This window comes from Dactylosporangium sp. NPDC051541, from assembly GCF_044454505.1.
Lineage (GTDB): Bacteria > Actinomycetota > Actinomycetes > Mycobacteriales > Micromonosporaceae > Dactylosporangium.
On the sequence record NZ_JBITDU010000006.1, the window covers coordinates 171,241 to 191,253 of the forward strand.

14 protein-coding genes are annotated in these 20,013 nt (G+C 72.1%); 8 read left to right on the forward strand and 6 right to left on the reverse strand.

Translation table 11 applies throughout. From position 1 onward, the window contains the following. Positions 1-871 (reverse strand): GGDEF domain-containing protein (locus tag ACIA8L_RS27335; protein ID WP_395909255.1); only part of this gene is annotated, 871 nt, incomplete at its 3' end. Positions 872-964: 93 nt separating this feature from the next. On the opposite strand from ACIA8L_RS27335, the gene ACIA8L_RS27340 reads away from it, so the two are divergent. Both ACIA8L_RS27340 and ACIA8L_RS27345 read left to right on the forward strand, forming a co-directional pair. Further along, positions 965-1,210, forward strand: a complete 246-nt coding sequence (locus ACIA8L_RS27340) for a hypothetical protein (protein ID WP_395909256.1) — start codon at positions 965-967, stop codon at positions 1,208-1,210. A 32-nt stretch (positions 1,211-1,242) separates the two neighbouring features. Beyond that, positions 1,243-2,787 carry an ATP-dependent DNA ligase gene (locus ACIA8L_RS27345; protein WP_395909257.1) on the forward strand — a complete coding sequence of 515 codons (1,545 nt, stop codon included), beginning with the start codon at positions 1,243-1,245 and terminating at the stop codon, positions 2,785-2,787. Positions 2,788-2,925: 138 nt separating this feature from the next. On the opposite strand, the gene ACIA8L_RS27350 is transcribed toward ACIA8L_RS27345, so the two are convergent. Beyond that, positions 2,926-3,858, reverse strand: coding sequence for an SURF1 family protein (locus ACIA8L_RS27350; protein ID WP_395909258.1), 933 nt, complete (start codon positions 3,856-3,858; stop codon positions 2,926-2,928). Positions 3,859-4,121: 263 nt separating this feature from the next. On the opposite strand from ACIA8L_RS27350, the gene ACIA8L_RS27355 reads away from it, so the two are divergent. Together ACIA8L_RS27355 and ACIA8L_RS27360 are read left to right on the forward strand one after the other, a co-directional pair. Continuing rightward, on the forward strand, positions 4,122-7,496 hold the full coding sequence (locus tag ACIA8L_RS27355) for a cobyrinate a,c-diamide synthase (protein ID WP_395909260.1): 3,375 nt from the start codon (positions 4,122-4,124) through the stop codon (positions 7,494-7,496). 39 nt (positions 7,497-7,535) lie between these two features. Continuing rightward, positions 7,536-8,072, forward strand: a complete 537-nt coding sequence (locus ACIA8L_RS27360) for a GNAT family N-acetyltransferase (protein ID WP_395909261.1) — start codon at positions 7,536-7,538, stop codon at positions 8,070-8,072. Positions 8,073-8,275: 203 nt separating this feature from the next. Here the strand turns inward: ACIA8L_RS27360 and ACIA8L_RS27365 are convergent, their stop codons facing one another. Then, positions 8,276-10,468: a transglycosylase domain-containing protein gene (locus ACIA8L_RS27365; protein WP_395909262.1), complete on the reverse strand. Its 2,193-nt coding sequence runs from the start codon at positions 10,466-10,468 to the stop codon at positions 8,276-8,278. Positions 10,469-10,515: 47 nt separating this feature from the next. On the opposite strand from ACIA8L_RS27365, the gene cobC reads away from it, so the two are divergent. Genes cobC through cobA form a run of 3 tightly spaced genes read left to right on the forward strand, consistent with a single transcriptional unit; the run spans position 10,516 to position 13,800 of the window. Further along, positions 10,516-11,532, forward strand: a complete 1,017-nt coding sequence (gene cobC, locus ACIA8L_RS27370; protein ID WP_395909263.1) for an Rv2231c family pyridoxal phosphate-dependent protein CobC — start codon at positions 10,516-10,518, stop codon at positions 11,530-11,532. Positions 11,533-11,539: 7 nt separating this feature from the next. Next, positions 11,540-12,583, forward strand: coding sequence for a nicotinate-nucleotide--dimethylbenzimidazole phosphoribosyltransferase (gene cobT, locus ACIA8L_RS27375; protein WP_395909264.1), 1,044 nt, complete (start codon positions 11,540-11,542; stop codon positions 12,581-12,583). Next, complete coding sequence (gene cobA / locus ACIA8L_RS27380) at positions 12,580-13,800, forward strand: uroporphyrinogen-III C-methyltransferase (RefSeq protein WP_395909265.1); 1,221 nt, start codon at positions 12,580-12,582, stop codon at positions 13,798-13,800. Before cobT ends, cobA begins: the two co-directional genes overlap by 4 nt. A 4-nt stretch (positions 13,801-13,804) precedes the next feature. Here cobA and ACIA8L_RS27385 read toward each other — a convergent pair whose 3' ends face one another. The 3 genes from ACIA8L_RS27385 to ACIA8L_RS27395 form a co-directional block, all read right to left on the reverse strand. Further along, on the reverse strand, positions 13,805-15,163 hold the full coding sequence (locus ACIA8L_RS27385; RefSeq protein WP_395909266.1) for a hypothetical protein: 1,359 nt from the start codon (positions 15,161-15,163) through the stop codon (positions 13,805-13,807). Positions 15,164-15,286: 123 nt separating this feature from the next. After that, complete coding sequence (otsB, locus tag ACIA8L_RS27390; RefSeq protein ID WP_395909719.1) at positions 15,287-17,845, reverse strand: trehalose-phosphatase; 2,559 nt, start codon at positions 17,843-17,845, stop codon at positions 15,287-15,289. Between the two features lie 99 nt (positions 17,846-17,944). Beyond that, entirely contained in the window at positions 17,945-19,345 is a 1,401-nt protein-coding gene (locus ACIA8L_RS27395; RefSeq protein WP_395909268.1) for a trehalose-6-phosphate synthase, read from the reverse strand. A 110-nt stretch (positions 19,346-19,455) separates the two neighbouring features. Between ACIA8L_RS27395 and ACIA8L_RS27400 the strand changes: the two genes are divergently transcribed. Then, positions 19,456-19,989: a hypothetical protein gene (locus ACIA8L_RS27400; protein ID WP_395909269.1), complete on the forward strand. Its 534-nt coding sequence runs from the start codon at positions 19,456-19,458 to the stop codon at positions 19,987-19,989. Positions 19,990-20,013 lie beyond the last annotated feature (24 nt).

The following is a 20,013-nucleotide window of genomic DNA, read 5'->3' on the forward strand; positions in this document are numbered from 1 at the left end:
CGCCCTCGGCGATGGTCAGCGGTGGTGCGGCGCCTGCGGCGACGACGCGGTCGCGGCCGGTGCGCTTGGCGGTGTAGAGGGCGCGGTCGGCCAGGGGGATCAGGTCGTTGGGGTCTTCGGTGTCGGCGGGGATCAGGGCAGTACCGGCGGAAATTGTCACGAAACGCAGCACGCCGTCGCCCAGTTCGAGGGCGGCCGCGCCGACGGCCTTGCGGAGGCGCTCGGCCAGCTCGGCCGCGCGGCTGGCATCGGCACCGGGGACGAGCAGGGAGAACTCCTCGCCGCCGTAGCGGCACACGGTCACGCCCGGGCCGGCGGTGTCGCGCAGGCGGTCGGCGACGACCTGCAGGACGCGGTCGCCGGCCGGGTGGCCGAAGGCGTCGTTGACGCGCTTGAACCGGTCGATGTCCAGCAATATCACGGCGGCGGGGCGGCCGGGGCGCAGGGCGTGGAGCCGCTCCTGGAACGCCCGGCGCGTGCACAGGCCGGTGAGGGTGTCGGCGGTCGCGATGCGGTGCTGCTCGGCGACCATGAGGGCCATCCGGCCGAGGACCAGCAGAAAGATGAGGGCGCTGGCGGCCGCGAGGAGCGGGATGTCGCGCATTTGGTTTCGGTGGTACTGCACGAGCAGTACCCCCGGAGCAGACAGCGACGCCACCGCCAGCGCGACCTGGCGCGCCGCTGTTGGCACTTTGATCTTCTTGACGGACAGCTGCAGTGCCGCTCCGGCCAGCAACAACGCCAGTGCGGCGGGCGCGACGAACTCCGCCCGCGCGAGCACGGCGGCCGCGGTCACCATGATCGCGGCGTCGAGCAGCGCGGGGAAGTGACGCCGCTCACGGAACGTATGCACATCACTATTCTCCGTCATGAGGTCAAGGTGATGCCACCCTTCCTGCAACCGAGGGGGCACGGCCGTGCTCCGGCGGAGGCGTGGACTGGTCCCAGGCGAAGGGAGCAAGTCATGACGCCACAACTGCTCGAACACGTCCGCGCCGAGGCGCTCTTCGTGTCTCACCTGCAGTCTTCGGACCGGCTCGACCCGGAGTGCATCCGCGCGGCGGTCATGCTCAGCGTCCGCCGGCACGGGCCGCGCGGGTGCGCGGCGCTGGTCGCGCAGGAGTTCGGTGAACATCCCGACACTGCCGTCGGGCGGATGGGCTGGGTGCTCGACTGCATCCGCCGCGCGTACGCCCGCGCTCTCGCCTGAAAAATGTCGTACCCCTGGACGAGAATCCAGGCATGCGTTTCGAGCAGCTGGCGAGTGTTTCCCAGGCGGTGGCGGGCACCTCCGCGCGCAACGCCAAGATCTACCTTCTGGCCGCGGCCCTGCGTGACCTGGCCGCGTCCGGCGACGAGCGCACAGTGTCGGCCGGCGCCGGTTATCTCGCCGGTGAGCTGCGCCAGCGCCAGACCGGGGTCGGCTACGCCAGCCTGCGCGACCTGCCGCCGCCGGCCGCCGAGGCCACCCTCACCGTGGCCGCCGTCGACCTCGCGTTCGAGCACATGGCGGGCCTGGCCGGCAAGGGCTCCCAGGCCGCCCGCCGGGCTGAGGTCAACACCCTCTTCGCCGCCGCCACCGACGCCGAGCGCCGCCTGCTGATCGGCCTGCTCAGCGGCGAGCTGCGCCAGGGCGCACAGGCCGGCCTGCTCGCCGACGCCGTGGCCCGGGCCGCCGACCTGCCCTCCACCGCCGTGCGCCGGGCGCTGCTGCTCGCCGGCGACCTCAAGACCGTCGCCGCCGACGCGCTGTTACACGGGCCCGAGGCCCTCGCCGCCTATCAGCTCACCGTCGGGCGCCCGCTCGCACCGATGCTCGCCTCCAGCGCACCCGACGCCACCGAGGCGCTCGCCGCCACGGGCACCCCCGCGGCCGCCGACATCAAGATCGACGGCGTCCGGATCCAGGTGCACAAAAGCCAGGAGACCATCCGGGTCTACTCGCGCAGCCTCGACGACATCACCGCCCGCCTGCCCGGGGTCGTCGCGGCCGTCGCCGGGCTCGAGGCTTCCACGATCGTCCTCGACGGCGAGGCCGTCGGCGTGGACCCGGAGAGCGGCCGGGCCATTCCGTTCCAGGAGACGTCCAGCCGCGCGGCCCGGCGGGACGGGGTGTCGGTCCTCCAGCCGTATTTCTTCGACGTCCTGCACCTCGACGGCGAGGACCTGCTCGACCAGCCGGCGGCGGCGCGCTGGGCAGCCCTGGAGCGCGTGGTGCCGGAGCCGCTCCGGGTCGGCCGCACCATGATCGAGACGCCCGAGCAGGCCGAGACCGCGTTCGCCGACGCCGTCGCGGCCGGCCACGAGGGCCTGGTGATCAAGTCGGCCACGGCGCCCTACGACGTGGGCCGGCGCGGCGCGGCCTGGGTCAAGGTCAAGCCCCGGCACACGCTCGACCTGGTCGTCCTGGCCGTCGAGTGGGGCCACGGGCGGCGCAAGGGTTGGCTGTCCAACCTGCACCTGGGCGCCCGCGATCCGGAGCGGGACGGGTTCGTGATGCTCGGCAAGACGTTCAAGGGCATGACCGACGAGATGTTGCGCTGGCAGACCGAGAAGCTGCGCTCCCTGGCCGTCGAGGAGTCGGACTGGGTGGTCAAGGTCCGGCCCGAGCTGGTGGTCGAGGTGGCCTTCGACGGCGTGCAGACCTCGCCGCGCTATCCGGGCGGGGTGGCGCTGCGATTCGCCCGCGTCCTGCGGTATCGCGAGGACAAGAAGCCCGACGAGGCCGACACCATCGACGCGGTGCGGGCGATCCACCGGGGCGCGCACCAACGGGACGACTCATGAGCTCGCCACCCGGCCGGCCCCGCACCGTCTCGAGTTGCTGCCCGCTCGCGTCCGGCCGGATCACCGCCGTGCCGTTGGCCGCCGTCTGGCCACCTGGCGATATTCCGCGCGGTTCGGGGGATCGCCGTGAGTGACGTGTCAGTGCGGGGTGTCGTGCAGTTGCGCCTCTGCGTCCGCGTCTGCGGCCTGGTCGGCGGTGGCTGGACGGTGCTCGGCCGGCTGTTCGGTGCGGGGCTGCTCAATGCGGGGCTGTTCGGCGCGGGGCTCGTCCGCCTCCGCGTGCCGGTCGCCTTCCTCGTCCTCGTCCAGCAGGTTGTCCGGGCGCGGGCCGCGGGCCTCGCGGCGGGCCAGGTAGCCGAAACCGTAGAGGGTCATGGCGGCGAAGAGCCACCACTGCAGGACGTAGCCGGCGTTCTGCAGGGCGTTCTGCTTCTCGGCCGGGACCGCGGTGAAGCCGGGCGCCGGCTGGTCCGCGCTCACGTAGGCGTCGAACAGGGCGTAGGGGAGGACGGGCGCGATCTCGCTGGGCGTGATGCGGCGGATCTCGGCGTGGCCGGCGACCTGCTGCGGGCGGCCGCCCCGGCTCTCCGCGGGGACCAGACGTCCGGAGACGGTGACGCTGCCGGACGGGGCCGCCGGGACGTCGGGCGGGGTCAGGGCACCCGCGGCGGCGGGGCGGACCCAGCCCCGGTCGACGAGGACCGCTTGGCCGTCGCCGAGCACGAGTGGTGTGAGCACTTCGAAGCCGACGGCGCCCTCGACAGTACGACCGCGGACCAGAATCTCGTGTGCCGGGTCGAAGCTTCCCGTCACGGTCACCCGGGTCCACTCCGTGTGTTCCGCCGGAGGCGGGCCGATCGTGCCCGCGGCGCCGGTCGGCGCCCCGACGACCGACGTCAGCGCCACCGGGGTGGCGGCGGTGCCCGCGGTGATCCGGGCGTTGATCTCCGCCCGCTGCTCGTAGCGGTCGAGCTGCCACAGGCCCAGCAGGACCATGACGGTCGCCGCGGCCAGGGTCAGCGCGGCGTAGCCGAGCCACCTGGGGGTCGCGAGAAACCGGTACACAACCATGCACGGTAGCCCGTCCTTTTCCGGACGGTCGCGGTGGCGCCCGTTCGGTATCGTCCGGGACACACGTATGCCCGAGCGCCGGAGGAGCACATGAGCGATACGGAGCGTAGCGGAGTGGCCGCTCACCAGAGGCGCACGGTGCGGCTCACGTCGGCGCTTGAGCTCGCGGAGGTCGGCATGAGTGGCCTCGGAGCGAAGCGGGGCGGTCGCTCACGCGTTGTCTCGTCCGGTTTTGCGGCGCCGAAGGCTGCGGGGGTGGAGTCATGAGCACGATTCCGCGGCTGGTGATCAGTGCCCCGTCCTCCGGTCACGGCAAGACGGCGATCTCGGTCGGGCTCCTCGCCGCGCTGTCGGCCCGGGGCTACCGAGCGGCCGGGTTCAAGATCGGCCCGGACCACGTGGACGCCGCCTATCTCGGGCTCGCCGCGGGGCGGCCCGGGCGCAACCTCGACCCGCGCATGGTCGGCGCCAAGCGGATGGGTCCGCTGTTCGCCCACGGCGCCGCGTCGCTGGACATCGCCGTGGTCGAGGGCACGATGGGCCTCTTCGACGGGCTGGCCGGGCGCACCGACAGCGAGTCGACGGCGCAGATCTCCGGGCTGCTGCGCGCGCCGGTGATCCTGGTCGTCGACGTCGGGGCCATGGGACAGTCGGTCGCGGCCCTGGTGCACGGCTTCCGGGCCTACGACGAGCTCCTCTGGCTCGGCGGCGTCATCCTCAACCGGGTCGCCTCGACCCGCCACGAACAGCTGCTGCGCGAGGCCCTCGACGACATCGGGGTGCCCGTCCTCGGCGCCCTGCGCCGGCACGCGCTCACCGACGCCGGCGAGGCCGGGGCACCGCTGCCGTCCCGCCACCACGGGGTCGCCCCGGTCGTGCACCACAACATCGACGCCGTGCGGGCCGTCCGCCGCCTCGGCGAGGTCATCGCCGGCGCCGTCGACATCGACCGCACCATGGCGCTGGCCCGCTCCGCGCCCCGGCTGACGTCCGACCCGTGGAACGCCGAGGCCGAGGTCGCCGAGGCCGGTCCGGCCGTCGCCCGCATCGGCCGCCGGCCGGTTATCGGGGTCGCCTTCGCCTACCCGGAGACCGCCGAGCTGCTGACCGCGGCCGGGGCCGAGGTCGTCCCGTTCGACCCGCTGCGCGACGAGCTCCTCCCGGCCGGCGTCGACGGCCTGGTCATCGGGTCCGCGCTGCCGGAGTCCTACGCGGAGGAGCTCACGTTCAACGGCCGCCTGCGCACCGCCGTGGCCGCGCACGCCGCCGCGGGGAAGCCGATCGCGGCCGAGGGCACCGGCCTGGTCTGGCTCTGCCGCGACTTCAACGGCCGCCCCATGTGCGGCGTCGTCGACGCCTCGGCCCGCGACACCGACCTCGTCGTGCTCGGCTACCGCGAGGCCACCGCCCGCTCCTCCTCCGTCCTGCTCCCGGCCGGCGCTCAGGTCATCGGGCACAAGATGCACCGCTCGAGCATTGCGCCGCGCTCCGGCCTGCAGGCGGCCTGGACCTGGGCCGGCGGGCCGGCGGAGGGGTTCGTGCAGCGGGGCGTCCACGCCTCCTACCTCGGCCTGCACTGGGCCGGCACGCCGTCGATCGCCACCCGCTTCGTCGCCGCCGCCGGATCGACCGCCGCGCCGACGCCAGGGCAGTGGAGCACGCCGTCGACCAGTCCATACGGGCGGCCGTCGGTCCCCGCCATGAACTTCCCGACCGCGCCGGTCCCGCCGACCCCGATCGCCCCGACGCCGGTCACCGCGGTGCCGGCCTCGGCGGTGCCGGCGTCGGCTCCGGTCACCGCCTCGCCCGCGACCCCGGTCACCGCCGTCCCGGTCTCGGCGGCGGCATCGGCGTCCACCCCGGTCTCGGCCGCGGCCGGGGCCGTCAGTTCGCTGAGCTACGCGGCCGACTACACGACCCCGGAACCGCCGGCGCCGAAGCTGCCGGCCGCCATCCCCGGATCGATCCTGGCCAGCCCGTCCGGCCCGGGGTCGATCGCGGCCGGTGCGATTCCGGTGGCGGCGCCGGGCGTGCCGGCCACCGGGTCATACCCGGTGGTGAGCTCATCCCTCGCCAGCCCGCCGCAGACGCACTCCGCGGTGCCGTCGAGCGCGCCGACGTCGCCGGGGGCCTCGTCGCCGTTCGGCCCGGCGCTGGGTCCGGCCATGCCGACGCCGTGGACTGCTCTGGACGGCTCGGCCCCCGTCGGCTCCGCTTCGTCTTCTTCCGTCTCCGTACCAGCCGCCTCGGCCTCCGTCTCAGCCCCCGCCTCCGTCTCAGCCCCCGCTTCGGTCCCGGCTCCCGCTTCGGTCTCCGGCTCTCCTGCTGTCTCGGGGCCGGCTGCGGTGGTCTCGGGCTCTCCTGCTGTCTCCGGGCCCGCTTCGGTCTCGGGTCCGGCGTTGGTCCCGGCTTCGGATGCGCAGGCTGCTGCTTCGGCCGCTTCGGTTTCGGCGGTCCCCGTCTCGGCGGTCCCGGTTTCGGCCGCGCCCGGGTCCGCGTCGGCGTCGGTCTCCGGACCGCCGGTTCCGTCCGCCACGGTTTTCGGAGGTGCTTCGCCAATCTCGGTGGTTCCGGATCGTTCGGACGCGGACGAGCTGGCTGAGGCCGAAGAGGAGATCGCGGATCTCGCCGACACGGATGGGGACGGTGAGGGTGACGAGGCTTCTGTGACCCGTTCGGGCGGAGATGCCGACGCGGATGTTTCGGACAGTTCGGATTTGCCGAGTAGCCCGGACGTGTCAGAAGAGCAAGCGACCACGGTGCTGGCGGTGCCGGCCGCCGGTGCCGCGACCGGCGATACGGATGAGGCGGGCGAGGCGAGCGTTGGGGTGCCTTCCGGGCCGAACCCGCCCGCGACAGCTTCGGGGCTGCCATCGTCTGGGGTTGTGCCGGTCCAGTTCTCCACCCAGCAGCCGTCGGCCGTCTCCAGCCGGCCGCCGTCGACCGCATCACCTCAGCCGCCGTTGACCACTTTCTCGACCCAGCCGTCCTCCATCGAGCGGCCGTCGGCGTCGGTGACGGGGCCGATCACCGCGTTCGGGCCGGGGTCCGTATCCGCGCCGCCGGCTCGGACCGGGTCCGCCGACGATCAGCCCACGGCCGGTCCGGTGTCCGGGGCGGCCGGTGTCGCGGGGCACGTGAGCGGCGAGGTGGCCGGGCACGTGAGCGGAGCCGTGGTGAGCCCGGCGACCTCGGCCGCGATGCCGGTCTCGTCGGCCCCCATGCCGGTCTTCGCCCAGTCGATGCCCCCGGCCACCGCGCCCGTGTCGGCCGCGCCCGGTGGGGTGACGGCCATGCCGGCCTCGGAGTCGGAGCTGGTGCCGGCGGCCGAGGAGGCGGCCGGGCCCTACGCCTCGCAGTCCCACGCCGGCGCCGAGCACACCGAGCAGGCCCCCGTGTCGGCGCCACCGGTCTCGGCACCGCCCGCCGCGGGACGTTCTGTCGGAACCGCGTCGATTCCCGCCGTACCCGTGTCGGGGCCGCTCTCCACACCGCCGGGTTCGGTAGTGTCCGGTTCTGTGCCTGCTTCTCCGGTTTCAGGGGCGAGTGCGGCTGTTTCGGCGCCGCCCGCTGACGAGGCCACGACCGTGCTGCCGGCGGTTGGTGCCGGCAAGGACGACGGGAAAGACGGGGCCTAGGTGTCGACGTGGTCGGTGGCGCTCCGGCGCTTTCCATCGTTGCTGGTTGAGACGCCCCGCCTGACGGTGCGGCCGCTGTGTGCCGACGACGACAAGCGGGTGGCCGAGATCTTCGCCGACCGGCTGGTCCGGCGCTGGCTGCCCGTGGCGCCGGACGAGATCGAGGAGTTCGACGGATACGCCTGGTGCACGGAGCTCGCCGTCGAACGGCGCGACAGCGGGGCCGGCGACCACTACGGCATCGTGCGCCGGGAGGACGAGCGGCTCGTCGGGTGCCTCTGGACCAAGAACACCGACTGGCTGACCCGCTCCACCGAGATCGCCTGCGCCGTGGCCGCCGACGCGCGCGGCTACGGCGTGGCCCCGGAGGCCGTCGACGTACTGGCGCTCTCGCTGCTGCTCGAGCACCGGTTCCAGCGGATCGAGCTGCGGGTCGCGCCCGGGAACGTCGCCTCGCGGCGGGTGGCGGAGAAGGCCGGCTTCACATACGAGGGGCTGCTCCGCAACGCGGGCTCCCTGGCCAGTGGACGCGTGGACCTCGAGAGCTGGTCGCTGCTGCCGTCCGACATCCGGTAACAGCGACCACGATTCGGGCGGCCCGCGCCGGTCGGGCGGTCGCTTCGCTTGGCGCGGATGCTCAGCGCTGCGCGGTGCCAAGCGCTGGACGGTCACTCCACGCCGCGTGGTTGCCCAGTGCCGCGTGGGCAGTGCAGTGGCGTCAGCGGTAGGACAGAAGCGCGTGAGCAGGGCAGGATCGCGAGGTCAGTAAGGCTGGGCGGTCAGGCGCGGTTGCGGGTTTTGGGTTTGGCTTTGGCTACCGCGTTCTTGCCGGCTATCTGCGGGCTCGGAGGCGTGAAGCCGCGGACCGGAGTGCCGGCCAAGGCGTCGCGGAGCGTCTCGGCGACCGTTTCGCGGGGTTTGGGGGCGTTGCCGGAGCCCACACGGTGCAGCGGGTTGTCGGGGTCGGCGATGAAGCCGGCGATCGTCAGGCCCGGTGTCATGCCGACGAACCAGGCGGACCGGTCGTCGTCAGTGGTGCCCGACTTGCCGGCGACGGGGCGTTTGACCGTTGAGAAGACCCGGGATGCGGTCGACCATCCGCCGCAGTCGCCCATCGCCGCCTTGTACCCCGTCACGCACCGGGCCGCGTCGACCGCGCCGCGGGCCACGTCGGCCGAGAGGACCTGGGCGCAGCGGGGCTTGGCCACCTCGACGCCCTTGTCGTCCAGGGCCGGTTTGCCGTTGACGTCGGTGATCGAGGTGACCGGGATCGGCTCGCAGTGCATGCCGTCGGCGACCACGGTGGCGAACGCGCCGGCCATCTCCAGCGGGGTCGTGTCGGCTACGCCGAGGGTGAACGAGCCCCAGCCCTTCGCCTTCGCGGGGGAGGCCTGGAGCTGGTCGATGCCCGTACGCCAGTGCAGGCCCAGGCGCTCGGCCATGCGGACCGCCGAGTCCGCCCCGACGCGCTGCTCCAGCTGGACGAAGTACGTGTTGACGGACTTGCCGAAACCGGACCACATCGTCTGCCGGCCGGTCATCGAGTCCGAGGCGTTGGACGGGCACCAGTTGTCGTTGCCGCAGTGGGCGGGGCTGCTGCGGCCGGTCTTGTACTTCGTCTGCACCGTCTTCGGCGAGTAGATCGCGGTCGACAGCGGCAGGCCCTGCTCCAGCGCGGCCAGCATGGTGAACATCTTGAAGGTCGAGCCGGCCTGGTATCCGGCCATCTCGTCGCCGCCGCCGAGGAGCGGGTTGACCGTGTTCGGATAGTTGCCGCGCAGCCGTTTGCGCTGCCTCGGGTCGGAGTGCGGGCCGTTGCTGGCGCGGTCGAGGGAGTACACCCTATTGACCGCCATTGCTTTTATGTAGCCGGTGCCGGGCTCGATCGCGACCTGGCCCAGCGCGTAGGGATTCCGGGCGCCGAGCCGTTTCAGGATCTGCTGTTGCGCGATGTCCTGGACCCGGGGATCGAGGGACGTCACGATGTTGTATCCGCCGCGGCGCAGCTTCTCCAGCCGCTCGGTCGAGTTCACGCCGAACGCGGGCTGGTCGGCCCACCAGGAGCGGAACATGGCGCAGAAGAAGCCGTAGCCGGTCTGCGTGTTGAGGCAGTCGTTCGGCGGGTCGGTGAGTTTCAGGGCGATCGGCGTCGCGTGCGCGGCGGTGGCGTCGGTCCGGCTGACGTACTTCATGTCCACCATGCGGTCGATCACGTAGTTTCGCCGCGCGGTGGCGGCCTTGGCGTCGGAGGCGGCCGGGTCGTACGACGACGGTGCCTGCACGAGGCCGGCCAGGAGTGCGGCCTCGGAGACCGTCAGGTCGGCGGGTTTCTTGCTGAAGTACACCTCCGCGGCCGCCTGGATGCCGTAGGCGCGGTGGCCGAAGTAGGCGACGTTGAGGTACCGCTCAAGGATCTCGTTCTTGCTCATGTGCTTTTCGAGTTCGATCGCGAGCTTCATCTCGCGCAGCTTTCGTGCACCGGTCTGCTCGGTCGCCTCGTTCACTTCGGCCGGTGTGCGGGCGGAGTCGCGCAGGACGTTGCGCACGTACTGCATCGTGATGGTCGACGCGCCCTGCGACACGCCGCCGGCCTTGTGGTTGGCGACGAATGCGCGCGCGACGCCCTTGAAGTCGACACCGTGGTGCTCCCAGAAGCGCGCGTCTTCGGCCGCGACGATCGCGTGCTGGATGTTCGGCGACATCGTGGTGAGCGACGTGTACGTCCGGTACTCCTCGTAGAACTGCGCGAGCATCGTCGTGCCGTCTGCGGCGTACACATGTGTCGTCTGCGCCGGCATCGACTGTCGCAGCGCGTCCGGCGGCATGACCAGCGCGTCCGCGCCCTTCTTGGCTCCCATGCCGCTCACCGCGGCCAGTGGATAGATCAGCGCCGCTACGGCCAGGCCCACGATGAGCCCGGTCCGCAAGAGCGCGAGGAAGCCGCCGGCCACTCGCAGCGTGCGCGTGATCACATTCTTAAGCTAGGACAATTCGGCTCGCCGTACGCGACGATCGCGGGATGCTGCGGTTCCACGGTGATGCTGAGGTCGGGCCGGGCCTCGTCGACCTCGCCGTCAACGTGCGCCAGGAGGCGCCGCCGGCCTGGCTGGCCGGCCCGATCGCGGCGTCCCTGTCCGATCTCGCGCGCTATCCGGACCCGGCCGAGGCCACCGCCGCGATCGCCGCCCGGCACGGCCGCCCGCCGTCCGAGGTGCTGCTGACCTCGGGGGCGGCGCAGGCTTTCGTGCTGCTGGCGCAGGCCGTGCGGCCTTCGCTGCCGGTCGTGGTGCACCCGCAGTTCACCGAGCCGGAGGCGGCGCTGCTGACCGCCGGTCACCAGGTCACGCGCGTCGAGCTGGCTCCCGAAGACGGCTTTATCCTTAAAAAGGCGGACATACCAGAAAAAGCCGATTTATTGGTACTGGGAAATCCGACAAACCCGACATCGGTCCTCCACCCGGCCGTCGAAGTCGCGGCGCTCACGCGTCCCGGACGGATCACGGTCGTCGACGAGGCGTTCGCGGACACGATCCCCGGCGAGCCGGAGTCCCTGGCCGCCCGCCGCGACCTGCCCGGCCTGCTCGTCATCCGCAGCCTGACGAAGACCTGGGGCCTGGCCGGCCTGCGGATCGGCTACGTGCTGGGATCGGCGGAGCTCATCGATCGGCTGCGCGAGCATGCTCCACTGTGGAGCGTCTCCACGCCCGCGCTCGCGGCCGCCATCGCCTGCGCCTCCCCGCGCGCCGTCGCCACGGAGCGTGAGATCGCCATGGCCCTCGCCGGCGACCGCGCGCACCTCGTCGGGGCGCTCCGGCGGGCCGGCGTGACCGTGGCCGGCCGGCCCGAGAGCTCGTTCGTGCTGATCAGGGTCCCGGACGGCGAGCGGGTGCGACACGCCCTGCGTGAGCGTGGTTTCGCGGTGCGACGCGGCGAAACCTTCCCCGGGCTGGGTGCGGACTGGTTACGTATTGCCGTGCGGGACACTGCCACGAGTGACGCCTTCGTCGCGGTGTTGTCGAACGTACTGGGAGGGTGAACGAACCATGCTGAACGAGACGATCGCCGCGATCCGGCCGCTCGACGACGAGGCCATCGCGGCCGCGCGGGCGCTGCAGGGCCGCCTCACCAAGCCGATGGGGTCGCTTGGCGCACTGGAGACCCTGGCCGTGCGGCTGGCCGGGCTGGCGGGCACGTGCCCGCCACCGATCCCCGACCCGGCCGCCCTGGCGATCTTCGCCGGTGACCACGGGGTGCACGAGCAGGGTGTGACGCCGTGGCCGCAGGAGGTCACCGCGCAGATGGTGGCCAACTTCCTGGCCGGGGGCGCGGTCGTGAACGCGTTCGCCCGCCAGGCCGGCATCGCCGTCACCGTTGTGGACGTGGGCGTGAAGGCGGAGCTGGACCCCGCCGACGGCCTGCTGGCCCGCAAGGTCCGGGCCGGGACCCGCGACCTCAGCGTCGAGCCGGCGATGACCCGCGACGAGGCCGTCCAGGCCATCGAGGTCGGCCTGCAGGTGGCTCAGGACCTGGTCGACGGCGGCGCCCGGGCCTTGCTCACCGGCGACATGGGCATCGCCAACACCACACCTTCGGCCGCGCTCATCGCCGCGTTCACGCACGCCGACCCGGCCGCCGTGACCGGGCTCGGCACCGGCATCGACAGCGAGACCCACGCCCGAAAGGTGGCCGTCGTCACCGCCGCGGTCGTCGGGCTGCGGGCCGAGGACCCGATCGACGTGCTGGCCGCGGTCGGCGGGCTCGAGCACGCGGCGCTGGTCGGCTACATCCTGAAGGCCGCCGAGCTGCGCGTCCCGGTCATCCTCGACGGCGTGATCGCCGCCTCGGCCGCCCTGGCCGCCCACGCCCTCGCCCCGGCCGCGAAGGGCGCGATGGTCGCCGGCCACCGCTCGGCCGAGCCCGGCGCGACCGTCGCCCTGGGCTATCTTGAGTTGGAACCGCTCGTCGACCTGGGCCTGCGCCTGGGCGAGGGCACCGGCGCCGCCTTGGCGATGCCGATCGTGGCCAGTGCTGTCCGCGTATTGCACGAGGTTGCCACTTTCGATTCCGCTGGAGTTGCCCACAAGTGAACCCATACCCCCTCGGTTTGCGGCTGGACGGGTTACGCGTGCTGGTGGTCGGCGGCGGCGCGGTCGCCACCAGGCGCGTCCCCGCCCTGCTGGACGCGGGCGCCGACGTCGTGCTCGTGTCACCGCACATCACCCCGGCCCTGCGCGCCCACGTGGACGCCGGCCGCCTCACCTGGCGCGAGCGCCGCTTCGAGCCGGCCGACACCGACGAGGCCTGGCTGGTCCACGTGGCCGTCAGCGACCCGGCCGCCGCCGACGCCATCAGCGCGGTGACGTCGGCGAGGCGCATCTTCACCGTCCGCGCCGACGACCGCCACGCCGCCACCGCCTGGACTCCCGCGGTGACCCGCCAGGGCCCGCTGACCGTGGCCGTCCTGGCCGGCGGCGACCCGGCCCGCGCCGTGGCCGTCCGCGACGCGATCGGGGAGCAGCTTGGCACCGGTACCCTCGCCGGCTCTGACCCGTTCTCCGATCGGGCCGGCACGGTCGCCCTGGTCGGCTCCGGCCCCGGCGACCCCGAACTGCTCACCGTCCGCGGCCGCCGCCTCCTGGCCCTGGCCGACGTGGTGGTGATCGACCGCCTGGCCGCCGGCCTGCTCCTGGACGAGCTGCGCCCCGAGGTCGAACTGGTGGACGCCTCCAAGATCCCGTACGGCCCGTCCGCCACCCAGGAGGAGATCAACCGCGTCCTGGTCGAGCGCGCGAAGGCCGGCAAGTTCGTGGTCCGGCTGAAGGGCGGCGACCCGTACGTCTTCGGCCGCGGCGGCGAGGAGCTCCTGGCCTGCGCCGCCGCCGGTGTCCCGGTCACCGTGGTCCCGGGCATCTCCAGCTCGATCGCCGTACCGGCCCTGGCCGGCATCCCGGTGACCCACCGCGGCCTGGCCCACGAGTTCACGGTCGTCTCCGGCCACCTGCCCCCGGACCATCCGGAGTCCCTCGTCAACTGGCCCGCCCTGGCCCAGCTGCGCGGCACGATCTGCGTCCTGATGGGCCTGAAGAACCTGCCGGCCATCGCCACCGTCCTGCACGACCACGGGCGTTCCCCCGATACGCCCGTGGCCGTGGTGCAGGAGGGCACGACCCGGTCGGAGCGCACGGTCCGCGCGACCCTCGCCACGGTCGCCGCCGCGGCGAAGGACGCCGGCCTGCGCCCACCCGCCGTCATCGTGGTCGGCCCGGTCGTCGACGCCCTCGTCACCGACTCGCCGACCGGATGATCGGCTACCTCTCGACGGGGAGCGTTATCGCGTAGGTGGTCGGCAGCAGCCGGTCGGTGCCGTCGAACGTGAACGTCCAGGTGGTCTCGCCCGGCACCCGCGGTTTGTCGCGCATCCGCAACGAGCCGTCGGCCGCCGTGGTGACATCGGGGAGCGTGACCGAGCCGCGGCGGTCCGTCCGGGTCACGTGCAGCGTCTGGACGCCCACCGGCGGCCCGGCGGCGGCGCTGAGTGTGCCGGCGAAGACGACGGGCCGGCCGACCCGGCCGGTCGATGTCGGCGACGTGAAGTCCAGCGCGGTGGCGACCGGATCGGTGCTCGGCGGCGCGTCGATCGTGGTCAGGTTCATCATCGTGTTGCCGGAGCTGCGGGAGACCACATACAGCCGGTCGGCGGCGCCGATCGCGAGGCCGCGGTGCGCGGGGTCCAGGCCCGGCGCGAAGTCCCGGTAGACCACCCAGTCCGGCGTGTACGACCCCGGGGCGAAGGTGGCCAGGCCCCGGTCGCTCGAGTAGGTGGCGATCCGCCCGTCGGGCGCGATGGCGAGCCCGACGGTGGAGTCGGGCGCCCCGTAGCGGCCCAGCTCGGTCAGGTCGGCGGTGGAGTAGGCGGCGAGCTTGGTGGTGAACTGGTACTCCCCGGGTGTCGCCGCGATCACGGTGCCGCCGTCGGCGGTGACCGCGAACTCCGACACGCCCTGGACCAGCTCCTCGACCGCGGTCCGGCGCACCGCGGTCGCGCCGGTCACGTCGTAGCTCAGCAGCCGGTTCGGGTAGACGCCCTCGACCATCGCGAACAGCAGTGGGCCGTCGGCCGGGCCGCTCTCCAGCCGCGGGGGATGGTTGAGGTAGCCGCCCTGGTCGAGCACCGGCGGCGCGGCCGGGTCGGCCAGGGCGATGGAGCCGAGGTGGCCGGAGGAGGTCCGGCAGCCGTAGCTGAACCACAGCTTGCCCCCGGCCAGGGCGACGTCATAAGGGCAGGTGTCGGTGCCGACGGCGTAGCGGGCGCGCTCGGCGCCGGTCGCCGTGTCGATCGCGCTGATCGCCCCCGCGCCGGCCAGCGCCGCATAGGCCGTGCCACCGTCGGCGCTCAGCGTGAGCCCGGTCGCCCCCGCCTGACCGGGCACCGCGCCGACGACCACTCCGTCGGGATCGACGATCTGCAGGGTGTCGTGGCCCGACCCACCGGAGAGGAACAACCGGCCGTCCGGAGTTCGCACCAGGTCGGCGAAGCCGGTGTCGAGCAGCGTCACCGAGTTGACGACGACGAGCTCTTGGTCGGCGGCGGACGCGGGACCGCTTCCGGCGGCCACGGCGGCCACGCCCGCGATGCTCGCGACGATGATGGTGGACAGACGACGCATATCACTCCTTTGTCATGCGGCAAACGTCCACAAGTGTGAATGCACAGCGCCGTTCCCGCTGCCCCGAAACGAAACCGCCCCGCCGACCGGCGAGCGGTGGCGGGGCGGTTGTCGAACGCGGTGCTACGAGCGATCGAGCTCCAGGGCGCAGCGGATGAGGCCCAGGTGGGAGTAGGCCTGGGGGTGGTTGCCCAGGGCTCGCTCCGTCAGTGGGTCGTACTCCTCCGGGAGGAGGCCGGTGGGGCCGGCGCATTCGATGAACTGGGCGAAGAGCTCCTCGGCGTCGGCCCGGCGGCCGGTGCGCAGGTAGGCCTCGATCATCCACGTGGTGCAGAGGTGGAAGCCGCCCTCGGCGCCTGGTAGGCCGTCGTCCCAGCGGTAGCGGTAGACCGTCGGGCCCTCGCGCAGGTCGGCCTCCACGGCCAGGACCGTGGCCAGGAAGCGCGGGTCGTCGTCCTCCAGCAGGCCCGACAGGCCGATCCACAGGACCGAGGCGTCCATCTCCTCGTAGCCGTAGGCGACCGTGTAGGCGCCGACCTTCTCGTTCCAGCCCTTGTCCAGGACGTTGTCGGCGATGGTCTTGCGCAGGGTGGTCCAGGTCTCGGGGACCGGGCGACCCTGGCGTTCGAAGAGCTGGATGCCGCGGTCGACGGTCATCCAGCACATGACCTTGGAGTAGACGTAGTGGCGGGGGCGGCGGCGGGCTTCCCAGATGCCGTGGTCGGGCTCGTGCCAGCGGCGTTCGACGGCTTCGACCATGGCGTTCATGAGGGCGAAGTCGCCGTCCTCCGGGGGGCGGACGTCGGCCAGGGCGCAGAGCAGGTCTGCGACCGGGCCGAAGACGTCCAGCTGGACCTGGCCGTTGGCGGCGTTGCCGATGCGCACCGGGCGGGAGCCCGCGTAGCCGGGGAGGGCCTCGATCACGGCTTCGGGGCCGAGTTCGTTGCCGTCCAGGGTGTACAGCGGGTGGAGGCGCTCCGGGTGGCCGTCGGTGTTGTCGGAGACCCGCAGCGTCCAGCGGACCAGGGACTCGGCCTCCTCGAGGGAGCCGAGGTCCACCAGTGCCTTCGCGGTCAGGGAGGCGTCGCGCAGCCAGCAGTACCGATAATCCCAGTTTCGGGAGCCGTTGATCTCCTCCGGCAGGGACGACGTCGCCGCGGCCAGGATCGCGCCGCTGGGCTTGTGCCACAGGCCGCGCAGGGTCAGTGCGCTGCGGCGGACGAGGTCCTTGGCGACCGACGGGAGCTTGAGGGACTCGGCCCAGTCGCGCCAGGCGGTCTCGGCCGCGATCTGCCGCTCCGCGAGGGGGACCCGCGGGGCTTCGATCGAGTCGGTGCCGAGGCGCAGCTCCAGCATGGCGGTGCCGCCGACGGCGTTCAGGTCGACCGTCGCCCGGGCGGTGTCGCTGTGGCCGTCGGAGGTGATCTCCCATTCGATGCCGGGGGAGTACAGCGTGATCGGCTCGTTGGAGCCGAGCACGAGCAGCCCGTCGCCGCCGAGCGGCTGGAGGCGGATGTGCACCTGGCCGAAGTCGGGGCGGGGGACGAAGTCGATGCGGGCCCGGGAGCTGCCCGACAGCACGCGGATGAGCGAGTTGCCGGTGCGGTGGTGGTCCAGCCAGTCCGTGACGGTCAGGCCCGACCAGCGGGTCTCCACGGTCATGGTGCCCGGACGGTACCGCTGCCCGAGCGGGATGCCGCCCCGCTCCGGCTGCACCGTGAAGTGCCCGGCGGCCGTGTCGCCGAGCAGGTCGGCGAAGACCGCGCCCGAGTCCGGCTTCGGGTGGCACAGCCAGGTGACCCGGGCCGCCGGAGTCAGCAGGGCGACGGTGTGGGTGTTGGAAAGCATCGAGTGCCGCTCGATGGGGACGGCCTGTTCGCCGAAGAGCCAACGGCGGCGGGTGTACAGCAAGAGCTCGAGGACGGCCACCGCGGCGTTCGCGTCGTCGATGCGGAACCGCGCCTGGCTCTCCTCCTCGGCGGCACCGACCTTGATGCCCAGGTCGGGGCCGTGCAGGTGCGCGAAGGCCTTCTCGTCGGTGGCGTCGTCGCCGAGGTAGACCACCGCGCTGGCCGAGGCCTGCATGCGCAGCGCGTCGACGGCCACGCCCTTGTCGGTCGGCACCACGGAGAGCTCGATGACCTCCTTGCCGGTGGTCACCTCGATGTCGGGCCACAGGGCCGCCCCGCTGCGGACCGCGTCGAAGACCCGCTGGGCGACGTCCCGCGGCGCCGCCCGGGTGTGGACGGCGACGCTGGCCGGCTTGCCCTCCAGGCGCACGCCCGGCTGGTCGCGGCAGATGGCGTTGAGCGCGGCCTGCAGCTCGGAGCGCCGCGCGCTGCGCTCCGGCGGCAGTTCGTCGACGTAGCCGACGTCGAACTCGGAGCCGTGGCTGCCGACGAGGCGGACCTCGGCGGGGAGGCGGGACAGCGCCGCGAGGTCGCGTAGCGCACGTCCGCTGATCACGCCCACCGTCGTCTGCGGCAGCGACGACAGCGCGCGTACGGCGGCTACGGACTCCGGGGACGGAGTCGCCTTGGTGGGGTCGGCGACGATCGGCGCGAGGGTGCCGTCGTAGTCACATGCCACCAAGAGGTTGGGCACGCGCGCGACGCGTAGCACCGCCGCGCGGAGGTCCGGGTCGAGCGAGAGGCCGCTGCCTGTCGCCGAGGTCTGGTTCATGTCCGGCCTGTTCATGGAAGTGGGTTGTGCGATCAGGGTGTGCAGGGTGTCGGGTCTGTCTGGTGTAACGGTAAAGCGGGCGCCGAGCCGACGGGCGGGTCATGATGCGGCGCCCAGCGCGTCCAGGAACGAGTCCGCCCAAGTTCGGACATCATGGGCGCGCAGGTGGGAATGCATAGCATGCATCCGCTTTCGACCCTCCACGGGGTCGACCTCGATCGCACGCATGAGGGCGTCTTTCACCCCGTCGAGGTCGTGCGGATTGCACAGGAACGCCTGACGCAGCTCGGCCGCCGCGCCGGCGAACTCCGACAGCACGATGGCGCCGCGGCCGTCGGCGTGGGCACCGACGTACTCCTTCGCCACCAGATTCATGCCATCCCTCAGCGGAGTCACCATCATCACGTCCGCCGCAACATACAACGCGGCCAACTCAGCCCGACTGTACGACTGATGGAGATAGTGCACGGCGGGTTGGCCAACTCGTCCGTACTCCCCATTGATCCGCCCGACCTCACGCTCGACGTTCACCCGGAGCGTCTGGTAGTGCTCCACCCGCTCCCGGCTCGGCGTAGCCACTTGTACCATCACCGTCTCGGGTGCCGTGAGTCGTCCATCTGACAGCAGTTCGCGGAATGCCTTCAGCCTTCTTTCGATGCCCTTGGTGTAGTCCAGCCGGTCCACGCCGAGGATGATCGTCCGCGGCGAGCCGAGCTCGGTGCGGACCTCGGCCGCCCTGGCCTGCACTTCGGGCGACGCGGCCAGCCGGCGCATCTCCTCGACGTCGATCGAGATCGGGAACGCCTCGGCCCGGACCGTGCGCCCCTCCCACTCAACGATTCCGCGGCGCACTCGGGTGCCCAGCAGATGTCGGGCCAGTTGGACAAAGTTCTGTGCCCCGAGTGGCCGCTGGAAACCAACCAGATCGGCACCGAGCAAACCCTTGAGAATGTCGGCGCGGCGCGGTAGTTGCATGAACAGTTCGACCGGGGGGAATGGGATGTGCAGAAAAAACCCGATCTTGAGATCGGGCCGGGACTCGCGTAGCAGAGCGGGTACGAGCTGCAACTGATAGTCCTGGACCCAGACCGTCGCGCCCGGTGCGGCATCCTCGGCGACGGCTTTGGCGAAACGTTCGTTGACCAGCCGATATGACTCCCACCATCGACGCTTGAAGATGGGTGTCTCCACTGCGTCGTGATACAGCGGCCAGAGACTCGAATTGGAGAAGCCCTCGTAGTACCGCTCGATCTCGCCCGCGCTCAGCGGCACCGTGTGCAGGGAGATCCCGCCGGCCTCGAAGGTCTCCTCCTTGGCATCGGCGTCCCCGGCCCCGCCGGGCCACCCCACCCACGTGCCGTTGCGCTGTTCGAGCACGGGCTCGAGCGCCGTCACCAGTCCGCCGGGGCTCCTGCGGTAGCTGACCTCTCCGTCCGGGCCGACCACCTTGTCGACGGGCAACCTGTTGGCGACCACTACGAATGCACTGTCTCCAGCCACGTGTCGAGTCCTCCCCCTGGGTGATCCACCCTCGTACTTTCAGCCTACTGATCCCCGGAGCGACCTGGCAGCATGCGGAGTGCTGGCTCACAGGTGCGATCCTGCTGTGCATGTCGCGCACCGTTGTGTTGCTCTCAGTCCTCATCCTCGCGGTCGTCGGAGCGCTCTTCGGGTACGTTCTCGGCTTACGCGACATCGACGAGAATAAGTCACTGGCCGGTGACGATCCGTCGGCGGTGTCCACGGGCGTGACCTCCGCCGCGGCCAACCCGCCCAAGCGGCCCACCCAGAACTGCCCGGACTTCATCAGCGACGGCGTCAAGCTCCAGCAGCCCGACGCCGGGACGCCGCTGGTCCAGCTGCAGTACGTCCGCACCGACGACTCGAAGAAAGAGGCCTGGATCTGCCAGGCCCGCAACGGCTCCGAGCTGTGGTATCAGGGCCACGACCGGATCAAGGACTGGGCCGACAACGGCGAGGTGCCGGAGGAGGGCCGGAATGGTCTGCTGCTGCGCGGTGTTGCCAAGACGGGTGACCGCAAATGGGTCGTCACCAACCAGGGCACGACCTACACGGTGACCCCGAAGGCACTCTCGATCGACGGCCGGACCTACGGCCTGAGCCAGGCCAATCCGCCCGCGTAAGGACCCGATTGGGCAGTCGGCGGG